The following is a 23,301-nucleotide window of genomic DNA, read 5'->3' as shown; positions in this document are numbered from 1 at the left end:
AGAGCGTATATCAAAAAGAAAAGCCCCGCATAACTTCTGCGAGGCTTTTTTTGAGTCTAAAATATGCGGGTATGGAAGCTATTCGGCCACGTTCATACGTTCTTCCATGTTGATAACATTATTTTCCCGGTTGATATCGGCTAACCGCATGGATGGGTCAATCTCAATAGTTTTAATCTGGGAGGCAGCCCCATCAATGCCCAGTGTGTAAGTGGGATTCACCCAGGGCCAGTCTGCCTTGACCGTACGGGGCGTGTCGGATTCAGCCATTTTTTCGTTCCGCATAATGCGAAGCGGGATGTAAAAGAGCTCTTGGCTACCATCCTCATAAGTTACCATCAAGTCGATGGGCATGGGCGTGAGGTCGTGGCGTTCGAGCGTTACAAAGGTCTCATTGCCGTTGGACAGCACGGAGCTAATGCCGTAATCGATGGTCTTTGTTGTCTCAATAAAGTATTGGTAATACCAGTCAAGCACCATATCCGATTCTTTTTCCATTGTCCGCAGGAAATCGCGACCATCCGGATGCTTGAATTTCCAGGTATGAAAGTAGCGCTTCATCCCTTTGTTAAAGGCTTCGGTACCAACGATATAACGGAGCTGATTTAAGAATACCGATCCGGTGGAGTAAGAAGCGGCACCATAAGCTGCATTCGTTTCGTAATGATCTGCATGCGTATCGAGGGCTTCGAAACGTTCAGCCCGTTGCATCCCCAAATATCTGCTGTAGGATCCTTCGTGAGGGTTTTCACTCTGACCATTATTGAACAGGTGATCCATCGTTAGTGCTGAAGTGTAGGTAGTGAAGCCTTCGTCCATCCAGGGATAGCGGCTTTCATTCGTGGCAAGTACGCCATAGTACCACATATGAACAAATTCGTGAACCGTCACACCTACCAGGCTGCCCAGCGAACGGTTTCCGGTAATCAGCGTTCCCATGGGATACTCCATGCCGCCGTCTCCACCCTGGATAACCGTAAACTTATCATAGGGATACTTCCCGAAGTTTTCGCTCATAAACTGGAACGCCTTAACCGTGTATTCGGGCAGCTGTTCCCAGTTTTGGGTCAATTGCTGCTGTGAATATCGATCGGCATTCACCGCTACCGTATCCTGTTGATAAAGGAAGTGCAGTTTGGGTCCGTTTGGTACCTGGGCCGTAGTGTGGGTAAAATCAGGATCGGCGCCCCACATAAAATCGTGTACCTTGTCGGCCTGCCAGTGCCAGGTAAGTTTGCCATCGTCGGGGCGTTCATACTCTTCTGCGTAGCCATGACCAATTTCATCGGCATTCTGCAAATGGCCGGTGGCGCCCATCACGTAGGAACTGTCAATAGAAATCTTTACATCAAAACTACCCCACACGCCGTGAAATTCGCGCCCGATATAAGGATTCGGATGCCAGCCATCGTTATCATACTCCGAGAGTTTTGGATACCACTGACTCATCGAAAACTCCACACCTTCCTTGTTGGCCCATCCTGAACGACGAATTTGTCGTGGAACCTGGCTTTCAAATGCCATATTGAAAGTCGTTTCCTCACCGGGAAGAATAGGCTGGTCAAGCGTTACTTCCAGTATCGTGCCATCCACCGTATAGTCTACCACTTCACCATCCTGGGTTAGGCTGTTGATATGATGATAGCCGATTTCATCTTTGGGAAGTTTGGAGATGCGGTCACCAACCCGGCTGTCGGGATCTTCTATGGTTCGGGAGCGGACGTCCATCATGCTGCCGGGCTGAAAAGCATTAAAGTACAGGTGATAAAACACACGCCGAAGGGTATCCGGGGAATTATTATGGTAGGTGAGTTCCTGGGTTCCTGAAAACTGATGGGCTTCTGCATCTACGTCAATATCCATTTTATACTCAGCTTCTTGTTGCCAGTAGTCCTTGCCCTGGCTGTAGCCGGTTAGTGCAACAGATAAGAAGAGGATACAGAGAATCGTGGCTTTAATCTTCATAGATGATAAATTAATTAGGAATTAAACCCAAGCATTAGGAAATAAGATGATAATTCCTAATGCTCAGCGTAGAGTTTTCAATTTTTAAAAAGTATTCCGGCTGGCAAAAGCGCGGCTAAGGGTTGCTTCATCGATAAATTCGAGTTCAGTTCCCATGGGAATGCCATAAGCAATGCGGGTAACCTCAATTTCCTCGTAAGGCTTCAGCAGCTTGTTAATGTAATAGGCGGTAGCCTCACCTTCGGAATCCGGATTTAAGGCAAGGATAATTTCGTCGATAGATTCATCCTCATCATTGATTCGATGCATTAAGGATTTTATACGGATATCGTCAGGACCGATGTTATCCAGTGGAGAGATAACCCCACCCAGTACGTGATATCGTCCCCGAAATTCGTTGGTTTTTTCAATCAGGAAGACATCCTGGGATTCTTCAACTACGCAGATCTTGCCCGTCTCGCGTTTGACATTGCTGCAAATGGAACAGGGATCGCCATCGCTGATGACGCCACAGGAAGAACAGCGGGTAATAGACTGTTTAAGACTTACCAGGGCATCGGCGAGCTTAACGACGGATTCTTCATTTTGTTTGAGCAGATAAAGAGCAATGCGGCGAGCCGACTTTCGGCCGGTCCCGGGTAATTTGGCTAACTGCTCGATAGCCTGCTCAAGTATTTCAGACGTACCTTCCATTTATGAATGTTGAATTATGAATTTTGAATGATGAATGAATCGTAAATCCAACATTCATCATTCAACAATTGATTAAAGTCCCAATTTGCTTAGATCCATTCCTGGGATGCCGCCGCCGGGAATCATGTCTTTGTACGTATCCTGCATGCGCTCCTGGGCTGCTTCTTCGGCTTTATCCAGCGCTTTGTTAACTCCTGCAACTACGAGATCTTCAAGCATTTCGGCATCTTCAGGGTCGATGACATCCTTATCCAGTTCAATGCTCAGGATTTTTCGGTCACCGTTGGCTTTCACTTTCACCATGCCGCCACCAGCTTCGGCTTCTACTTCTAACTTGGAGAGCTCTTGCTTTGCTTCTTCTACTTTTGATTGAAGTTCGGAAAACTTCCCGAACATATCTGCCATGTTATTCATAAGAATATGCTGTTTTGAGTTTAAATTCGTATTCATTAAACGGAAATACCCTTCCGTTCATTCTGTTCGTTATTGATTTAAGTTGTAATCGAGTTCGGCACCAAAAAGCTCAACCAGTGTTTTTATGGTGGGATCCCGTTCCTGTAACTTTTTGAATCGCTCGTATGGACTCATCGATTTTTCGGGATCTTTTTCGGTTTTGTGCACCTTGCAGTCAATATTCAAAAATGCATCTACCTGTTGGGCTAATATTTTACCCAGCTGTCGTTTATTTTCTTCCACAATTTTTTTAGCAAAATCATCATTGCAGCGCAGCAATAAGTCTCCATTTTGGAGTTTCACAGGCTTTACGCGCTGCATCTGGAAGTAGAGCATTTGTGGAACTTCTTTCCTGAGATCGCCAATGAAAGCTTCCCAATGTTCATTTATTTCATCAAGTGTGACATCTTTGGGCGCTCGCTTTGGTGCTTCTTCAACGGCGGTTTCTGTTTGTGATACGGCCGCTGAGGTACTGCCCGAAGATGATCGATTTCCCAAAGAAGCGCCGTCGAAGATCTGGTCAAAGCTTTCTTCTTCCTGTTGTGTCTCATTTGTAGCAGGCGCATCCTGGGGCGGAGGTGCTGGAGTGTTACCCGCTTCGGAAACATCAGGCTGAGTGTCCTCTTGTGGTTGCTCTTCCGTCTGCCCAACTTCTTCCTGAACTTTGGGAGCCTGGCCATTACTTTCAATATCAACAGGCTGTGGAGCTTCAGGCTCAGGGTCCGGTTCTTCTTGGGCCGTTGGTTCAGGCTTTTCCGCAGCTTTGGTTTCTTCTGTTGGATGGCTCTGTGAAGATGATGTACCGTTGGTAGAAGGTGGAGCCTCAGAAGAGGATTCTCCTTCTACAGGCTCTGCTTCAATGGTCAGCTCGTCGTGACTACTGAGCTTTTTTTTTAACTGCTGCAGCTCATTGACCAGCGTATCGAGTTTTTGGCTGCGTTCCATATGAATGAGCTTCAGCAGCGTAATTTCGAACTGGATTTTGGGTTGGTGAGCATCTCTGATTTTATACTGGGCTTCACTCACTAAGTGAAGCATACGCATCAGGTCATCCTCTGAAAAAGCTGTAGCAGCTTCTTTGTATCGTCTTTTCGTATCCGGTGAGGCTTCCACCAGGTGCATCTTATCGGATTTCTGGGCTACGTAGAGATTGCGAATATGTTCGGTAAGGCCCACCAGGTATTCCTGGATGTCATAGCCTTCGTGGAGCAAGTCATTGATCAGCTCCAGTCCTTGGCTGGCATCCTGCTGTTCTACAGCCTTCATGAAATCAAACATCCGCTCGGTGCTTACCACATTCAGGGCACGCAGCAACTCCTCATGCTGGATGTCATCTCCACAGAACGAAATTGCCTGGTCCAGCAGGCCGAGAGCATCCCGGAGGGCTCCATCGGCTTTTTTAGCAATTACATGCAACGACTCATTGTCGATATTAATGCCTTCATCATCGGCGACTTTGCTGAGGTGCTCTACAATATTATCGATGCCGATGCGCTTAAAATCGAACCGTTGCACGCGCGAAAGAATTGTCGGCAACACTTTGTGTGGTTCCGTAGTCGCAAAAATAAAGATAATGTGGTCGGGGGGCTCTTCCAGCGTCTTCAACAGGGCGTTGAAGGCCGACTTACTGAGCATATGCACCTCATCAATGATGTACACCTTGTAGCGGCCATTCTGAGGCGGAATGCGAACCCGTTCCCGGAGATCACGGATGTCATCCACGCTGTTATTGGAAGCAGCATCAATCTCAACAACGTTCAACGTCTTATTGAGCGATTCACCATCTACCTGTTGACCGATTTCATTTACGGTCCGTGCCAGTACCCGAGCCATGGTTGTTTTGCCAACGCCCCGGGGACCGCAAAACATATAAGCATGGGCCAGTCGGTTCTGTTTGATGGCATTTTTAAGCGTATTGCTTACATGCTTCTGCGAAACAATATCATCGAATGAGGTCGGTCGGTATGTGCGAGTAAGTGCGCGGTAATTGTCAGACATGTAGAGCTTTTCTTACGCTTAAGTTACATATAAAATCAAGTCTTAAACCTACAAAAAGTGAAGGCCAAATGCGTGTAAAAATTTGAGGAAGAGCTTCGATGTTTTGCGATTACAATGTAGCGTACATTTGGTATAAAAGGAAAGTTATAACAGGGCTCGGAAAATATGAGACTGTCTTAAAAATTTGAATCGAGGAAATTGGAGCCTAAATAATTAAGGTATATCAATCTCCCTAAATCCCTCTTCTCCAAGAGGGATTTTATGGCAGAGATAGTAATCTAAGAATTCCTCCTTGGAGAAGGAGGACAGGAGGATTGATCGATTGGAACCATAGGCCTTATCTTTTAGGAATCTGATTGTTGAATGTGACTTTTGGGACAGCCTCTGGGGCAAGTAGTACCTTCGAATTGGGAATGAGAGGTGGCTGTTTTGTAATGAAAACAGCCCTCCCCCTCTCGTCCCGACTGTTGCCAGGAACTGAGAGGATTTCCCTAAAGGGGAGAGGGGGAAATTATTCCCCGGCGTCGAGGCCCCGTCGTTTGAGCAGGTGCTTCACTTCGGGCTCTTGACCGCGGTACTCCTGGTAAAGCTCCATCGCTTCGTCGCTGCCGCCCTGCGAAAGAATATACTTGCGGAAACGATCACCGTTTTCACTTTCCAGTCCTCCGTTCTCTTGCATATAGGCAAAGGCATCGGCGGCCAGGACTTCACTCCAGATGTAAGCATAGTAATTAGCCGCGTAACCGCCGGAAAAAATATGCGCGAAATAGGGTGATTTATATCGCGGATGAATGGCTTCCATATCCAAATTATATTTGGCCAAGGCCTGCTGTTCAAAGTTTTGCACGTCCTCTGGAATTTCTTCTGTTCCCAGCAGATGCCACTCCATATCCAGCAAAGTGGCTGCCAGGTACTCTTGGGTATCAAAGCCTTGGTTAAAGTTGCTGGCTTCAATTACCTTATCCAGCAATTCCTGTGGAATTTGTTCCCTCGTTTCATAATGTACGGCATAGTTTTCAAGTACTCCCGGCTGGATGGCCCAGTCTTCCTCGAAAGTCGAGGGGAACTCTACAAAGTCCCGGGGTACCGAGGTACCGCCCTGCGAAGGATACTCAACGTCAGAGAGCAACCCGTGTACCGCGTGACCCATTTCATGGAACATCGTTGTTACATTGTCGAAGCTGATAAGCGCAGGGTCGCCTTCGGCCGGTTTCGGGATATTCAGCACATTGACGATTACCGGTTTATGGTCCAACAGGTGCGACTGCGACACAAAAGAGTTCATCCACGCCCCGCCGCGCTTGGACTCGCGTTCAAAGAAGTCGGCATAAAAGAGGCCGATCTGTGAGCCGTCTTCGTCATAGACGTTGAAGACACGCACATCCGGATGGTAAACCGGCAGATCATTGCGTTCCTCGAGAGTGATGCCGAACAGCTTGTTCATGGTATAGAAGACCCCGTCTTTCAGCACCCGGTTCAGTTCGAAGTAGGGACGCACCTTCGATTGATCGATATTATACCTATCCTGACGCACCTTTTCGGCATAATAATTCCAGTCCCACGGCTGTACTTCACTTTCAATACCATCCTTCTCCATCATTTCCTTAATGGCTGACTGTTCTTCCGTGGAATTGGCTATCACCGGGGGAACGAGATCTTTCAGCATGTCCAGCGCGTTTTCCGGTGTTTGGGCGGTTTGGGGATCCAGTTTATAGGCCGCATAATTTTCATATCCCAGCAGCTTGGCCTGTTCGGCGCGTAGTTTTACCAGCTCCAGGATGATCGGTTGATTGTCAATACCGCCCTCCTTGCCAATGCCCCGGTAAGCAGAGGCTTTCCAGAGGCGTTCGCGCAAGTCGCGGTTATTCAGTTCCTTCAGCACCGGAACGCGCGTGGTATTGGAGATGCTTAACAGGTACTGATCTTCATACCCCCGTTCAGTAGCCGCTTCTTTGGCTGCAGCAATACGATCATCACTGAATCCATCCAATTTATTGGCATCATCCACCAACACCGATCGTTCTTTGGTCAGGGCCAGCAGGTTTTCCTGGAATTCGGTGGTCAGCGAAGAGATGCGTTCATTAATTTCGCGCATCCGTTGCTGCTCTTTTTCTGTAAGTTGTGCACCGGCGCGTACAAAATCGCGATGGGTATCTTTGAGAAGCTTCATTTGTGCCTCATTCAGATCCAGCTCATCGCGCTTCTCGTAAAGGGACTTTACACGGTCGTAGAGTTCGGCATTGAGCAGGATGTTATCAGAATGAGCCGCCAGTTTTGGGGCCATCTCCTTCTGGATTTCCTGAATTTGGTCGTTAGTATGAGAGGAGGTAAGATTATAAAAGACCGAAGAAGTTCGGCTTAGCAGACGCCCGCTTTTTTCCATCGCTACGATGGTATTCTCAAAAGTAGGTGCTTCGGGATTAGTCGCAATTTTCTCCATTTCCTTGAGCTCTTCCCCTATACCCGCTTCAAAAGCCGGGCGGTAATGCTCAATCTTTATGGCGTCGAAGTCAGGGGCGTGAAAGGGAAGGGCGCTTTCAGAAAAAAATGGGTTGTCGCTCATGTCGCTACTTTGACTCTGGGATTTGTTACAGGCCGATAGCATAAGGCTACCTGCCATCAGTATCAATAGAAGAGATTGTAATCTCATGGCTTTGTGAGATAAATGCTTAAAAATTTAACGAGTAATATACGGAAAGTTATGGTCAAAAATAGAACCAAAGAATCGTTTGATTTTATCAATAGATGCTTTTCCACCTTTTGGTTTGACCCAAAAGCCTAGTAAAAACTCAAGGCTGAAAACTTCTTGGCGGTGCTCATTCGTTTCGGTGCTGCATAAATTCAATGGTCCTTCTACTCCTTCGGCCTCAAGTCAAGACCCGACCGGTGTGAATTTCTGCGGGCGCACCTCGCCCCACTCGCTTGGTTCCGCCAAAAATTTAAGGCCGTAAGTGTCTTGTATTCACAGGCTATTTCCTATCCTTCATCCTCTCTGTAAAAAATTCCTGCAGACGACTGGAAATGATCCTGGTCGTATATTAAAGCAGCTTGCGACCTCCCTTCCCTGCTTGTAGGGAAGTCAAAACAGCATACAATCCATTACAAGCAAAGATGCTAATCTTCTAAGCCCAGAACCTTCTGGTATCCGGAAAACACATCCCTCCCGTCTTAGGCGGCACTCCCTTTGTTAAGGGAGACTCAAATCTCTGGTCTAAGAAAGGTGAGCCATGGCGCGGGTCCGAAGTTTCTGCAAATTTTAGGATTAGAACTTAAAGGAGCATCCCATAGATAACCCTCCCTGTTAAACCTCATAAAATCGACAGGAGAACGCTTGCCCTTCTGGATGGCCTTTATTTACTTCCAAGGCAATACCATCCAAAACCAATGATTACATCGATGAAACGTTTTAAATTTTTTCTGCTGCTGTTTGTCCTGATTCCATCATTATCCCAGGGACAAGCCGGTGTAGACACCCTCAGCCTGAAGTCCATTTTTTATGAGCCCCTTTTGGCAGGCAATCGCCCGGACTTCTCGACTTTTTCACCCAACATGCGCCGGGTTTATTACCAATCTAACGACTCAGCCTATATTGAGGAAGAGCATTACAGTGTGAGTCTAAAAGGAAATGACAAGCAAAAAGCTGACGATCAATTTAAGGCTGATTTTGCTCTTGCACCCAATAACAGGAGGGTTGTTTATGCCCAAGATGGAGACCTTTGGATAGCTAACCCAGATTTCAGCAATAAAACCCGGCTCGTGAAGTCTAAAACCTCTGAATATGATCCCACCTGGGGACCGCAAAGCCGGCGCATTGCTTATGTTCAAGATGGTGATGTATGGATCATAAATATTCAGACTTCTATGTTAACACAGGTAACAGGCAAGGAGAGTGATGAACCAGGCTATTCAATTGTCGACTGGGCCGGTGATAATAAGCTGGTGCTTTCGCAGTGGGATACTTCGGATTACAAGGAATATTACTTCCCGGAATATGTGGATCAGTATGTGGAAACAGGTGCCACTCGACGCGGAGTAGCTACACGACTACTTTCGGTAGCCTACCTGGATTCTAATAAAACGGAGAAATTACACCAGCAGAAGGGCTATTTGAGCACCAGCATCAGCGCGGATGGACAATACCTGGCGGTGGATCAACGGGATGCGCCGATGAAACAGCGATCCATTTTGGTCTTTAATCTGGAGGAGCATGATAGCACTACCGTTTTTGAAGATTCTACCGAGGGATGGATCTACGGCACGGATCTCGCTTTTGCCCCCGAAGGAAATAAGCTGATGTTTCAGTCCGAGCAAGATGGGTGGAACCATATTTATACCGTCAATCCGGATGGCAGTGAGCTGCAGCAGCATACCAAGGGTAATTTTGAGGTACCTTGGGCTGCCTGGACCGGAAAAGACCATATCGTTTTTGCTTCCACGGAAGTTGATCCGGGTGAACGGCATGTCTACACCCTCGATATTTCCGATGACAATATCGAAAAACTTACGTCGAAGACCGGATACCGGCAGGATTTCCAGCTGAGCCGAAATCATCGGCACTTAGTGTACAATTATACCTATTTCAATCAGCCTTCGGAGCTTCATGCTCTTGATCTCAGGAATCCAAAGAAAGAAACCCGCCTGACCCATACCATTCCCGATCGTTTTAATGCCATCGACTGGCAGCAGGAAGATTATATCCGTTTTACCGGCCGGGATGGCGATACGCAGCTCTCCATGTCGGTACTGGAGCCTCTTAACAAACAGGCTGGCAAAAAATACCCGGTCGTTGTCTTTGTCCATGGCGCAGGATCCCTGCAAAATGTCTACAAAGGATGGTCCAATAACTATCACCGGGAATATATGTTCCACCAGTACCTCACAGCCCGGGGATATTACGTTATTGAGGTAGATTACCGACACAGCACGGGCTATGGACGCAAATTTCGCGAAGATGTCACCAACTGGATGGGCAAATACGAAACCCAGGATATTGTGGATGGAATCAACTACCTGGCCGGGCACTACGCCCAGGCCGACACATCCCAAGTTGGCATTTATGGCGGCAGTTACGGTGGATTTATGTCGCTTTATGCCACCAGCGTAGCTCCCGATTATTTTGACGCTGCCGCTGCGCTACGATCTGTCACCAACTGGGATAATTACTACTACACCAATCCCTGGTATACCCTGCCGCGGTTGGGTAAGCCCGAGACTGACTCTACCAACTATGCCCGCAGTTCTCCGATCACTTATGTTGATCAGCTTAAAAAGCCCGTTTTGCTGCTTCACGGACTTGAGGATAACAACGTCGGATTCCAGGATGTAGCTCAATATATTCACGAGCTTATTGAAGCTGGAAACAAGGATTTTGACATGATGATGTACCCGGATGAACGGCACAGTTTCGAAGATCCGGATGCCTGGTACGACGAATATAGTCGTATTTTCGACTTTTTTGAAGAGCATCTGCAATCCCGGTAGAACCTTATAATTTCCAGTTGCAATCTAAATATCAATAACAACCCCAATAGTCGGCAAAGTACTGCTGTTATCAAGATCCTTGATTTGAACAATCTTCCGGGGTTCAACAGGCCTGCCCATTTGGTTGCGTTGGAGGCCGAACTCCGGCGGCTTGGGAATGTTACTGCCCAACACATTCGTGACTTCCAGGAAGACATTTAGTGACCACTTCTTAAAATTCCATTTTTTGTCTATGCGCACATCTAATGTGTTAAACATATCCAGACGATTTTCATTCAAGGAGCTATAATCAAAGGAAAGGGTGGGGTAAGTCACTTCAGTGGCTTCTCTATTCAGGGAGGGATAGGGTGCTCCACCTAAAACGCGAATACGTGTTCCTATCTCCCAATTTTTGGGGAGTTTATATCCACCGGTAAAAGTAAGCAGGTGGCGGTTATCCCAGCGCGAAGGATAGTAGCGATCAGTATTGAAACCGGTAAATTCACTCCAGTACAAGGTGTAAGCCAACAATCCATAAAAATTATCGCGAAGTTTCTGCTGGTAGGTGAATTCGAGACCGTAGGAACGGCCTTTGCCAACACTCTTAACCGATTCGTTGCCAAAGATTTCAAAGTTTGCACCCAAATTTGCCAGTGATACGCTATCGGCAATCGACACCGGGTAGTCGTCATAGCGTTTCCAGAACCCTTCCAGAGAAAACTGTGTGGATGTTCGCGGACTGTAAGTGACGCCTGCAACCAAGTGGTCGCTGCGAATATATTTTGTGTGTTGGTTGACGAAATCGCCTGAACTGTTTTTAAAGCCTAAAATAGTGCTTGGTGGAATTTTAAAATATCGACCAACTGAACTGTTGATGCTCCACCGACCAGCAGGATCGAGGTTATATGATATTGCCAGGCGTGGGGAGAAGTTCTTCCAGAACTCCTTGCCCCCAACCATAAATGTATTGCCATCTACTCGCATACCCAGAGAGGTTGATAGCCGTTCATCGTACCATTTACGGGTAAGTTGGCCCGACAGCCCATATCGTAGAAAATTGAGTTTGGTATGAAATTGAACGTCGTCTACAACACGTAAACTTTGCGCTGAATAGTTATTGTGCTCAGCAACGAGGCCAGCTGATGCGGTCCAGTCTCCCCAAAATTGCTTGTACTGACTCCTGATCGCGGTTGTCCATTCGCGACTTTCAGTACGTTGCAACAAGCCCTTCTTATTCTCATTGTCTCTGTAGCGTCTAAAATCATTATCAAAAGCGCTGGTACTCAGGCTCGTTTGCAGGTATCCGTCGCTACTTCTAAACCGGTGTTTCCAGCTAATTCCGCCAGTACTGCTCCACTGCTTTATAACCGGCACCTGATCAAGCGTGGACTGCTGCTCGGCGGTTATATTATCTGGCTTGTTAATCCTGAAATCATCAATAGCCCCGATCCCCGTTATATAAATTTCATTATACTTATCGATTTTATGATTGACCTTATATTGATAGTCCCAGTAGTCCGGTAAAAAAGGTAAGTCGATTAACTGAAATAAAAGCTGTAGGTAGGAACGCCGCACTGATGCAATAAAGGTGGTGTTAGAATATTTTTCTTTATCGGACTTGAATAGAGGTCCTTCGAGCGTGAGCGCTGCTTCGCTGGCCCCTATACGCATGTTGGCACCAAAGTCTCGGGTATTCCCATTGCGTTGGTTAAACTGCAACACCCCGGAGAGTACATTATCATAGTTAGCCGGAAAAGAGCTGGTGCTGAGGTTTACGCCCTCAAAGAAAGATACATTAAGCAGCCCAACAGGCCCACCTGCGCTTCCCTGTGTTGCAAAGTGATTAATGACGGGAATTTCTATATCATCCAGATAATACACATTTTCACTGGGAGCCCCACCCCGAATGATCACATCGTTACGAAAGCCTCCGACTGAACCTGATACCCCCGGCAATGACTGCACGACTTTAGCAATATCATTATTACCACCGGGGTAGGAAGCAATTTCTACCCGCGATAGTTTTCGCCGGGAAAGTGGGGTTTCAGGAGGTTGTTCATATGGATCTGCTGCCACGCTGATCTTTCCAAGCTCATTGACCGAGGGCTTCAGGCTGATATTCATATCCGGGTTACTGCCCGAATTTACTATCACATTGTATTTGCTGACCGATTGATAGCCAATATAACTGACTACTAAGGTGTAGGAACCCGGACGGATATTATTTAATTGGAAATACCCACTGCTATCCGAGGCTGTCCCCTTATTTGTTTCTTTAAGCTGAACGGTTGCTCCGGGCAGAACCTGCCCTGTTTGTTGGTCGGTAATAAAACCAGAGAGAGAGGCTGAACTTTGAGCAGTTACATCTTTTGGGATAAGAAATGCTACTGTAACAACCAGTATTTTAAATATTGTTATGATGCCCAGCTTAGTTGAAATAAGGTTATCTTTTTTGATCACTGATTGTCTGTTTTAAAAATGGTATTGAGCTTTCTGTTACTACAAAAATTATTCACGCCGATGTGCAAGAGAAAGTGTTCCTCTGACCTATCGAAAAGTAACAAGGTTGAAACAAATCTTCTGTTATGGAACGATAGTCCTGAGAATAAGAGTTAATTATTGTATAGATAATTTTAAATAAACCTATACAACTATGCAATCTTTTCAAAAATATCTTTTAAATGGCTTTGTCTTACTTCTTTCAATACTGGTATTTCAAGCCTGCGGTGATGACGATGGCCCTACAGCTCCGCAAGGACCTGGAAATATCGTTGAAGTCGCACAATCCAATGATGATTTCAGCATTCTCGTCTCAGCTGTTACGGATGCGGGACTGGCTTCTACCCTGCAGGGCAACGGACCTTTTACTGTCTTTGCTCCTACCAATGATGCTTTTGAAGCCTTGCCAGAAGGCTTATTAGAAAGTTTATCTAATGAGCAGCTGGCTGAAATTTTAAGTTATCATGTTATTGCCGGATCTGAAATAAGGGCTGCCGACTTGTCGGCTGAACAATCCGTTGAGGCCGTTGCAGGCGGTAACTTATTTGTTACCGCTGCAGATGGTAGTGTGATGGTCAACGGTAGTGCTTCGGTTGTGGCTGCTGATGTAGAGGCCTCAAACGGAGTTATTCATGTCATTGACCAGGTAGTCTTACCTGATAGCTATTTGGATTTAGTTGGCATTGTCGCCAAACGATATGATTTGCAAACTGTTGAGGATGCGGTCGTGCAAGCCGGATTAGCATCTACTCTTCAAGGCGACGGTCCATTCACCGTTTTTGCTCCAAACAATGCTTCTTTTGAAGGGGTAGATTTATCTGGTCTTTCTCAGGAAGAATTGCAGAATGTGTTAACCTACCACGTAATTCCGGGTAAGGTTCTTTCTGGAGATTTAATGTCGAGCCAATCGGTTGAGACGGTTAATGGCACTGAGCTGACGATCGAAGTGGATGGCAGTGGTACTGTTTCTCTTACCGATCAGCAAGGTAATACTTTCCAGGTAGTCGAAGCAGATCAGGAGGGAACGAATGGGGTCATACATGTTATTGATGGTGTATTAATGCCATAAATTATAAGCACTTTTATACACATCTAACGACAGATATGAGCAGTTTTCCTTGTGAAGGCTGCTCATTTTAATATTTTTTGCCCATTCCTTCTGCTTTCAGGCCGTCTGATAAAAAAATGGAGAAGGGATATATACATGCTTTTTAGTGGCAATGCCATAAACGGAGCATGCTGAAGGTTTTGGATTATTGATAAGGTATAAATACTTTAGTCAAAACTTATACAGATGGATAAATTCTCTATATCTCAAATATCTCAGTTCACGGGTATTAAGCCTAATACTTTAAGGGCATGGGAAAATCGTTATAACGCTGTAGAACCCAATCGGTCAGAAGGGAATACGAGATATTACGATAACTCCCAATTACGGAGATTACTGAATATTGTAAGCATCAAAGAGAGCCATAAGATATCAGAGTTATGCTCCTACTCCGATGAAAAACTTTTCGAGCTGGTTTTAAAACGCCAACAAGAAAAAAACGAAGACGAGACGGACAACTATTTTGTTTCTCAGTTAATATCTGCAGGTATCAATTATGATGAAGCCTACTTTGAGAAGATATTTTCTCATTGTTTGCTTCGATATGATATAAAAAGCGCTTACATGATGGTAATTCATCCAATGTTGAAGCGTTTGGGCCTTTTGTGGACAAGTAATAGAATCCCCCCTGCTTGCGAACATTTTATTAGCAATCTGGTTCGGCAAAAACTCTTTACGGCCATTGATGCTCTTCCTCCATCACCACCGGAAGGGGATACTTGGGTACTTTTCCTTCCTGAAAATGAATTTCACGATATCGGTTTACTTTTTGCTAACCATCTCATCCGACTTTCCGGCCAAAAAGTAATTTTTCTGGGTGCCAATGTCCCAATGGAATCATTAAAGTCCGCGGTTGCAGATATCCAACCCGAGCACCTGTTTTTCTTTTTGATCCATAACGATTTACCCGAAAATACGCAGGAGTACCTCGATCAATTACGGACCTCTTTTCCTAATATAAATTTATTACTGTCCGGTAATAGCCACCTGATTGATCAATTAGAACTACGTGATGTGCAATGGGTTAAGTGGATCGAAGATCTGGAAAAGCTTTTGTAGAAAATATTTATTAAGCTGTTAAAGGCTTTCACTACTCCTCATACAATACATCTTCACCAAATGAGCCCCACTTTCTGTTGGCCATGTATAGAAAAATGCCAACAATCATAATGCCCAGGCCTACGAGCGACTCAAAGGGGCGTTCGACAACCACATAGCCCATGATAAAGGTGTTTGCCAACAAGAATAGTGCGGGGGTTACCGGGTAGCCCCACGTTTTATAGGGACGCTCCATGTCGGGTCGGCGCCATCGCATTACATACACGCCGGCTACGGTCAGGCTGCTCATCCCGATCATCAAAAAGGTAGCATAGACCATCACCTGCTCAAACGAAGAAGTATAGAGAAAAAGCAGGGTCAAGACTCCTTGAAATAACAGCCCATTAACGGGGATATGTTTTTTATTACGTTTGCTCAGCTTACTAAGCACGTGGTAGTCTTCCCCCATCACCTGTGTAATACGTCCGCCAATAAAAACCATAGCACTGATGGTAGAAATCATCAATACGGAGATAAGGATGGACAGCACATCCGCAGCTGCCGGACCTAGCATATGTTCTGCGGCCACAAAGCCGACTTCCACCTTCCCCACCAGCTCCGGAATGGGTACCAACAGAAGGAATACATAGTTGAGCACGGCATAGAGTGCCGTCACCATGATGGTTGCAATAAATAAGGCCCATGGCAGATTCTTTTGTGGATTTTTTATTTCCCCTACGATGTATACTGCTGCATTCCAGCCGGTATAGGCATAAGAGACGTACACCAGGGCCACCGCGAAAAAGGGGCTGGCCAAAATCTCCCAATCAGAAAGCGTGGGCATCAAGCTGATGGGTTGGTGGTCGGATGCCATGAAGCCCAGAACGATAAACAGGAGAACAACCGCCACCTTAATAGCTGTGGAGATATTCTGCAGGTAGTTTCCCCACCGGATACTACTGCCATGCACAGCTGTTATCAGCACAACGGCCAACGCACCGGCGTGGGTGACTGGTACGGATGGATAGACCGCATGGGTGTATTCGCCCAAGGCAATGGCCGCTATAGCCGTAGGGGCAGCAAATCCTGCAGTCAGGGATACCCAGCCCGATAGAAATCCGAGAGAAGGGTGATAGATTTCCGATAACAGATGGTACTCACCACCCGAGCGCGGAAGGGCAGCCCCCAGTTCTCCATACGACAAGGCTCCACAGAGCGCAACGATGCCTCCTACAATCCAGAGCATAATAAGCGCAAAGATGGACTTAATATCCACCACTTGGTAGCCGAGGCTGGTAAAGACCCCGGTTCCTACCATATTGGCCACCGCAATAGAAATTGCGGTGAATAGTCCCACTGATTTTTTTGCACCGGAGCTTGTCTCGACCATAAAGTTATTTTGCCGACATATTGTCTACGTTAAGTCTCTTCGCTGCCCTCCCAATTAATATCGAAACGTCAGCTTCGTAAAGTAGTAAGCCCCATTAAAGCCTTGTTGAGATGGTGGATACTTGAAGACATTAAAATAGCTGTTGGCATACAGGTGCTCGTCGGGATAGATATCAAAAATATTATTGGCCCCGGCTGTGAGATCTACCTCATCAAAGATTTCATAGGTCAGGCTTACATCGGTTACGAATTTAGCGCTATACGTCTGCGGCTCACCAAAGGCCCCGCCCGTATTTAGGCTGACTTCTCCAAATCGAACACCGCGAACCATGGCCGACAGGCGACCGATATCATATTGGGCCGTAGCGGTGATTTTGCTCTGCGGGTCGCCGTCCTCCAGCTCCAGCCGATCCCACGGCTGCAGGTACAGATCTGCCTGGTTCTGCAGTTCCGGAGACGTCTGCACGGCCCCCTGCACCTGCACGTCATTAATATTTGCGCCCAGAGAGAGATTCAGTTGGTTGCCGTTGGAAAAAGGTTGATTATAGGTGGCCACCACATCAACACCTCGCGTTCGTGTGTCGATAGCGTTGGTGAAAAAGTTGGCCGCCTGTACGCCCAGATCACGGAATTCGGCTGAAATGTCCGACGGCAGATCGGCGACGTCAAACTCGCTGGTCAAAATGATGCGGTCTTCAACATTAATCTGGTAAAGATCAGCGGTTACTTTCACGTTTTTGATCGGCCTTAGGGTAAAGCCGAGGCTGTAGTTGGTAGAGGTTTCTTCTTCCAGCTCAGGGATGCCCAGCAGTTCGGCGGGGCGACTATCGTTGCTGAAAGTGCCAACTTCCACTAATTCGTTATTGTCATTAAAGTCACTGGAAACCTTGTTGTAGTACACCTGGTGGAGTGATGGTGCCCGGAAACCGGTATTGATCGCCCCGCGCAGGGTCAGCACATCGCCAAATAAATAGCGGGCAGCGAGCTTGCCGTTCAAGGTGTTGCCAAAGTCACTGTATCGCTCAAAACGACCAGCGGCTGCCACCAGCAGTTGCGGGGTCAAATTCACTTCTACATCGGCAAAAGCCGCAATATTGGTTCGATCGGCACTCACTTCATCAGAAGGTCGGAACCCGGGATAGCCCTGCGATCCGCCGGGACGGCCCAAGGTATCGCGCTGGACGATCTCGCCGTCGACGATTACCTGACCGATGCCATAATTCCTGTAGGAGGCTTCCTCCCCGGCGTTAATTTGGTAACTGTCCACCCGAAACTCTGAGCCCAGTGCTACGTTAATGCCGGATAGCGCCTGGTCAAAGAGCCGTGAAAAGGTCAGGTTCGTCACATTCTGGCTGAAGGCAAATCCGCCGACATCAAAAGAGGTGGGCGAGGCCGCCAGCATACTGGCATTTACGCTGTTTTCCAGGCGGAAGTCAAAAGCATTGCGGCCGTAGCTGTTGCTGAAGTCCACGTTCCAGTCGCCAAGCTGTCCACGGATACCGAGCGCCAGTGACTGGTCATCGATAGATGATTCCGTCAGCGGCTGGAACCCATTGGGATAAATGGCCTCCACATTATTTGATTCGACCGGCAGCCGGCGGAATGGATAGCCGGTGCCCTGCTTATTACTCAGTCCACCAAAGGCGTAGAGTTCTGCCCCCTGGTCACCCACCGGAACAGCGGCGTTAAAGAAGGTAGAAGCCGTCTGAATGCCCGCATCCCCAATATGAAATTTGAAGTCATCCCGTGTAAGACCACGTTCCTGGATTTCTTCGTTATCCTCGGCGCGGGCTTCTTCTGAACCATAAGCAAAGCCCGGCGTGAAGACATGCAGGTCATGATTTCCCGTGCGATTGGTTGACTCCCGGTTCACAAAAGAGCCGGTAATATTCACGTAGCCGTCATCTCCTACATTAAAGCCATAGTTAAGGTCAGCCTTGGCCGTCTCGCCATCGCCTTCCTGGTAAACGCCGGCCGTGGCACTGGCCGTTAGCGTGCCGGTATCCTGCTTAAGGATGATGTTGATGACTCCGGCAATCGCATCCGATCCGTATTGGGCGGCGGCCCCATCGCGCAGAATTTCAATCCGATCAATAGAGGCGGTGGGAATGACCGAAAGATCCGTGCCTACGGTCCCCCGTTTTCCACCGATTAGGTTAATAATGGAACTTGGGTGCCGACGCTTACCGTTGATGAGCACCAGCACCTGGTCGGGTCCCATGCCTCGCAAGGAAGCAGGTGCTATATGTTCGGCCTCGTCTGCTGCCGACTGCCGGTTGGATTGAAACGAAGGTGCTACATAGGTCAGCAGCTGGCTGACATCTACTTGCGGAGCCTGGATATTTAGGTCTTCAACCGTGATGACATCAACCGGCACCGCCGACTCCAGGTTGCTGCGTCCACCGGTACGAGAACCGGTGACTACAATTTCGCCTCCGGATAACAGGGAAGAAGCGAGTTCTATATCCAGCGTTTGCTCCTCGCCGGCGGTTAATCCTGAGATCGTTTCGGTCCGGCTTTCATATCCGATATAACTGAATTGCAGCTGGAGGTCACCCGTCGGTACGTTCAATTCATAATAGCCATCACGATTGGTAACCGTACCCGTAGAAGTGCCAACAAGTCGTATGTTGACGCCTGGCAATACCTCACCGCTTGCCTGGTCAATGACAGTTCCGTTTACCGTAGCGTCTTGCTGGGCCCAAGTCGTAAGCGGAACAAAAAGAAATAGAAATGCTATGAATAGATATCCCGAAAATTGATTCCTCGAAAGCATAAAACTTTTGACAAGTGATTAATTATAGATTGTGATAAAATATTGTCACATAATGTTAACTAATAAAGAATCCGCTTATAATTAGAGCGGGTTCTCTGTTAATTATTCCACTATTTTTTACAATATTAATCCAACTTTACTTATTGTATGGTGTAATCAATAAACGGGCGCAATGTTACCAATTTTAGCCCACAGAATCCAACGACTTATAAAACATAATTCTGCAATATTTACTTTGAATTGAAACCATTCATTTTTTTCTTTCGTTCTTATCTTTTAAAATAAAGCATTGAACAAGTTATAACGATAAGCTGCTATGGTCTGGATATTTTTAGGATTTACTGTACTTCCCATTGCTTTATTTGTGGTAGAACAGCTTATTGGCGCTCCTCACTATTCGGAAAATCAGTCCAATCATTTTGACGGTAAAAAGTTTGTTAATCCCGGAGAACTTAACGGGCATCATTATCTTGATGTCCTCAAATGGTGGTTCTCGGGCAATGAAAAGGGGCCATGGTATACCTTTACCGAAAAAGACTTTCCAAATAATCCCAAGCCGGATGAAAGGGTTAGCGGAGAAGATCTCAAGGTTACTTTTGTCAATCACTCTACTTTTCTGCTGCAAATGGAGGGGCAGAATATTCTTACAGATCCCATCTGGAGCGACAGAGCCAGCCCCTACCAGTGGATTGGCCCCAAACGAATGCGTCCGCCGGGTATTAGGTTTAAGGATCTGCCATCTATTGACACCGTGCTTATCAGCCACAATCACTACGATCACCTGGACCTGCAGACGGTGAAAGATTTGCAACGGGTTCATGATCCTTTATTTGTGGTCCCGCTGGGCGTTGAGCAGTTCCTGCATGATCAGGGTATCTCCAGAACCGTTCGCCTGGATTGGTGGGATTACCACCAGCTGGATGACCAGTTTTCATTGACCGCCGTTCCGGCCCGCCATTTTTCGGGTCGTGGCCTGTTCGACCGTAACAAAACCCTTTGGTGTGGCTATGTGCTCCATACACCGTTGGGCAACATCTATTTTGCGGGCGACAGCGGCTATGGAGATTTTTTCGAGAAGATCGGAGAAAAGTTCGGTCCTATGCATGCTTCCTTTATTCCTATTGGTGCTTACAAGCCGCGTTGGTTTATGGCCCCGATTCATATTTCACCGGAAGAAGCTCTTCAAGTGCATCAGGATGTCAACTCCGAGCAAAGTTTTGCCATGCATTTTGGCACCTTTCCAATGGCTGATGACGGCATGAAAGACCCAAAAATAGATTTAACAGCAGCCCGAAAAGAGCTCAGGATCCCGAAAGCCGATTTTATCATTCCTAAAGAAGGTCAAACGGAAATCGTCAAGAAAGAGGCAGTCAAAGCCTGATTCTCTTATCTATCACTTTTCCCTTTTAGCACTACCAATGTGTACTATTAAGATTCCTGAAAAGACTTTATGAGACTAATTATCCACTTTTCATCCGCTCCTTTAATCTTTCTTTAGTCTTATCTGGATAATAATTCAAGTTATCAATTTCTAGAATAGCTGCATCATATTGACCTCTATTTGCTAAAACCCTAGCATTCAATACGGATAAATGCCCGTAATCAATAGACATGTTTTTTAATGTTCTAATAATTCTACTCATGCCTTCAGTATCTTCCAGCTTTTCTAAAACATCAAATTTCCTAAAAAGTGGGTATTTGCTATAAGGAAATTGGTTTATGGCCTGTTCTATAGTAGCAAGTGCTTTATCGGGATCGTCTAAAACCTTTAATTCATATGTGCATTTCATTGTCAAATACATCTCTCTTGCTTTTTTAGTTTTTATACCATTTAATTCTTCGACTAATCTCTCTAAGACTTTAAGTGAATGTGTATTTTCATCTACTTGATGTACTAGGCATTTGAAATATGCTTGAATATGAAAGGGATTATTTCTATCCCCTTCATAATTGGATTTTGCGTGGGTCAATGCTGCCTCATAATCTTCCATGTTTATATAGGATTGAACCAACTCCCTTTTTGATCGTTGAAAATTTGGATCTTCATCTAAAACACTTAGATGTCTATCAATTGAATAGCTATGCTTACCTATCATTCTATAATAGAAACCCAGTAAAAAATTGTATTCTTTTCCTTGAAAATATTGTACTTCTTCTAAAAATCGATCATCTCTTAATCGGGCTAGAGAGAGACATAACCAATAAATTATCTCTCTTTTGATAGATTCATCTAAATTTTTGGTATTCTTTAATACCCTATCGGCTAATTGTATTACTTCTCCATATTGGCTTTCTCGCTGATATTTATCGACCATTGTTTTCAAGAAGTGTGAAGGTATCAGATATTTATCCGGTGGACTAAAACCGTTATTAAGCGCTTCTTTCATTGAATAAAAGAAGTTTGATATATCCTCAACCCACAAATCTTCGTTATTTACAAATTCTTGTAAGTGCTTTTTTAATTTATCTCGATACTTATGAAGAATAGAACCCTCTCCCCGAATGATATAATCTTTGACTGTATCATTTAATCGAATATATTCCTTCCCCCTCCCTAAATTCTCACAAATTGCTATATTAATAAATTCATTAATTAATTCAGTGTAGTTCTTTTCATTATCCAATAATTGGAATAAAAATTCATAGCTTACAAAATCAAACTCAGCTAATAATCTTAAAAGTTCTAATGCTTCATCATTATCTTCATATTTGGATATTATCGTTGAAACTTTCTCTGAGCTATAATCAGATATTAGGTTGATATGTTCTTTTGCATATCTTTTTCCTTCTTCAGCTATAAGATCTGCCGCAAAAAATATTTGTTCTGGAAACCCTGTTAATCTTTCTAAAAAGATATTTAAATCTTCTCTTAACAAGTTCACATCTAAAATGTCTAAATATCTTCTAAATAAACCCGTTCTTTCATTAATGGATAATTCAGGTACTTCTACATAAAAAATATTATCCTTATCCCCGATTATATGCTTTTTACTTCTGAATTTTGAGGCTATTCCAAAAGTAAATTTATTATTTATCAACTTATTATTTGTCAATAAATCTCTAAACCAATCAACAAGTCTACCTCCGGGTCTTACAATACCTCCAACATCTTCAATAAATAAAATTTCATTTATTTCTTGAATTTCCCTTACTAAATCAGCGGCCAAGTCCTGTTTTTCCTCGATTGTCATTGACATGAAAGATTTAAAGTCTCTTTTTTTAGAGAATCCTAGATCATATACTTTAAGTATAAAATCTTCAATGCTTTCATGTGGATCAATATCAATTATAGAAGGAGCGTAAGAATCCTTCGTCAATATACTTGATTTTACGAGGCTGTAATTCAGAAAAGACTTCCTCCCAATATTTTTTAATCCCGAAGCAATTGCAGCTTTAGGTATTGGCCTATTTATGTTATCGACCCTTAATTCAAATTCTTTTACTAAATCATTTCTGCCAACGAAGATATTTTCCTTTTCTCGCAATATTGGATGCTTTTTCCAAGAAATTTCCTTTAACCTTTGCTTGATTAAACTCTTAACCTTTCCTGGCCTTGCCACTAATTTTAAGTTGTATTCTTTATTTAACCAATTCGGAATTCTTTTATCTTTGTGATCAACATCACGATCAATTATTAAAGGATATATCTTATCGATTTTTTCACTATCAAAATAAGTTTTCGCAATTAAGATTTCTCTTCTCACCCATGTCGATTGAAGTGATTTGTCACTTAAAAAAAGAATAAATATATCTGAGGAAGACATTCCTTCAATAATCTCGTCTAATGTTTTCTCCCCTGCCTCAAAACTATATTTATCATACACTATATTGTCCCTTCCTAATTCATCGGCCACCTCATCAATAAAACCTTTATCGTGACTACTATGAGAAAGAAATGCTCTTGACATGATTCAATATTGAG

The 23,301-nt window shown here is 45.2% G+C and carries 13 protein-coding genes; 4 read left to right on the top strand and 9 right to left on the bottom strand.

What is annotated here, in order from left to right; translation table 11 throughout:
- Positions 1-78: 78 nt before the first annotated feature.
- From J6I44_RS01425 to J6I44_RS01405, 5 genes are all read right to left on the bottom strand, one after another.
- The gene (locus J6I44_RS01425) at positions 79-1,965 is read right to left on the bottom strand and encodes a M1 family metallopeptidase (RefSeq protein ID WP_265764153.1); all 1,887 of its coding nucleotides are present in this window, start codon (positions 1,963-1,965) and stop codon (positions 79-81) included.
- Between the two features lie 84 nt (positions 1,966-2,049).
- Entirely contained in the window at positions 2,050-2,658 is a 609-nt protein-coding gene (gene recR / locus J6I44_RS01420; RefSeq protein WP_265764152.1) for a recombination mediator RecR, read from the bottom strand.
- A 72-nt stretch (positions 2,659-2,730) separates the two neighbouring features.
- Positions 2,731-3,072, bottom strand: a complete 342-nt coding sequence (locus tag J6I44_RS01415; RefSeq protein WP_265764151.1) for a YbaB/EbfC family nucleoid-associated protein — start codon at positions 3,070-3,072, stop codon at positions 2,731-2,733.
- Positions 3,073-3,141: 69 nt separating this feature from the next.
- Positions 3,142-5,109, bottom strand: a complete 1,968-nt coding sequence (gene dnaX / locus J6I44_RS01410; protein WP_265764150.1) for a DNA polymerase III subunit gamma/tau — start codon at positions 5,107-5,109, stop codon at positions 3,142-3,144.
- A gap of 511 nt (positions 5,110-5,620) precedes the next feature.
- Positions 5,621-7,759, bottom strand: coding sequence for a M3 family metallopeptidase (locus J6I44_RS01405; RefSeq protein ID WP_434084218.1), 2,139 nt, complete (start codon positions 7,757-7,759; stop codon positions 5,621-5,623).
- Between the two features lie 746 nt (positions 7,760-8,505).
- Between J6I44_RS01405 and J6I44_RS01400 the strand changes: the two genes are divergently transcribed.
- Complete coding sequence (locus tag J6I44_RS01400) at positions 8,506-10,590, top strand: alpha/beta hydrolase family protein (RefSeq protein ID WP_265764148.1); 2,085 nt, start codon at positions 8,506-8,508, stop codon at positions 10,588-10,590.
- 24 nt (positions 10,591-10,614) lie between these two features.
- On the opposite strand, the gene J6I44_RS01395 is transcribed toward J6I44_RS01400, so the two are convergent.
- Positions 10,615-13,029, bottom strand: coding sequence for a TonB-dependent receptor (locus tag J6I44_RS01395; RefSeq protein ID WP_265764147.1), 2,415 nt, complete (start codon positions 13,027-13,029; stop codon positions 10,615-10,617).
- A gap of 193 nt (positions 13,030-13,222) precedes the next feature.
- Between J6I44_RS01395 and J6I44_RS01390 the strand changes: the two genes are divergently transcribed.
- Together J6I44_RS01390 and J6I44_RS01385 are read left to right on the top strand one after the other, a co-directional pair.
- A complete protein-coding gene (locus J6I44_RS01390) occupies positions 13,223-14,137 on the top strand; it encodes a fasciclin domain-containing protein (RefSeq protein WP_265764146.1) in 915 nt (304 codons plus the stop codon).
- Positions 14,138-14,362: 225 nt separating this feature from the next.
- Positions 14,363-15,235 carry a MerR family transcriptional regulator gene (locus J6I44_RS01385; RefSeq protein ID WP_265764145.1) on the top strand — a complete coding sequence of 291 codons (873 nt, stop codon included), beginning with the start codon at positions 14,363-14,365 and terminating at the stop codon, positions 15,233-15,235.
- Positions 15,236-15,266: 31 nt separating this feature from the next.
- Here J6I44_RS01385 and J6I44_RS01380 read toward each other — a convergent pair whose 3' ends face one another.
- Positions 15,267-16,604 (bottom strand): APC family permease, encoded by a 1,338-nt coding sequence (locus J6I44_RS01380; protein WP_265764144.1) that lies wholly within the window; start codon positions 16,602-16,604, stop codon positions 15,267-15,269.
- Between the two features lie 54 nt (positions 16,605-16,658).
- Positions 16,659-19,379: a TonB-dependent receptor gene (locus tag J6I44_RS01375; RefSeq protein ID WP_265764143.1), complete on the bottom strand. Its 2,721-nt coding sequence runs from the start codon at positions 19,377-19,379 to the stop codon at positions 16,659-16,661.
- A 316-nt stretch (positions 19,380-19,695) separates the two neighbouring features.
- Here J6I44_RS01375 and J6I44_RS01370 point away from each other — a divergent pair, with 316 nt between their 5' ends.
- A complete protein-coding gene (locus tag J6I44_RS01370; protein WP_265764142.1) occupies positions 19,696-20,760 on the top strand; it encodes an MBL fold metallo-hydrolase in 1,065 nt (354 codons plus the stop codon).
- Between the two features lie 79 nt (positions 20,761-20,839).
- On the opposite strand, the gene J6I44_RS01365 is transcribed toward J6I44_RS01370, so the two are convergent.
- Positions 20,840-23,287: a TIR domain-containing protein gene (locus tag J6I44_RS01365; RefSeq protein ID WP_265764141.1), complete on the bottom strand. Its 2,448-nt coding sequence runs from the start codon at positions 23,285-23,287 to the stop codon at positions 20,840-20,842.
- Positions 23,288-23,301 lie beyond the last annotated feature (14 nt).

The sequence above is a fragment of the Fodinibius salsisoli genome, assembly GCF_026229185.1.
GTDB classification, from domain to species: Bacteria; Bacteroidota; Rhodothermia; order Balneolales; family Balneolaceae; genus Fodinibius; species Fodinibius salsisoli.
This window is presented reverse-complemented; position numbering and strand designations above follow the sequence as displayed.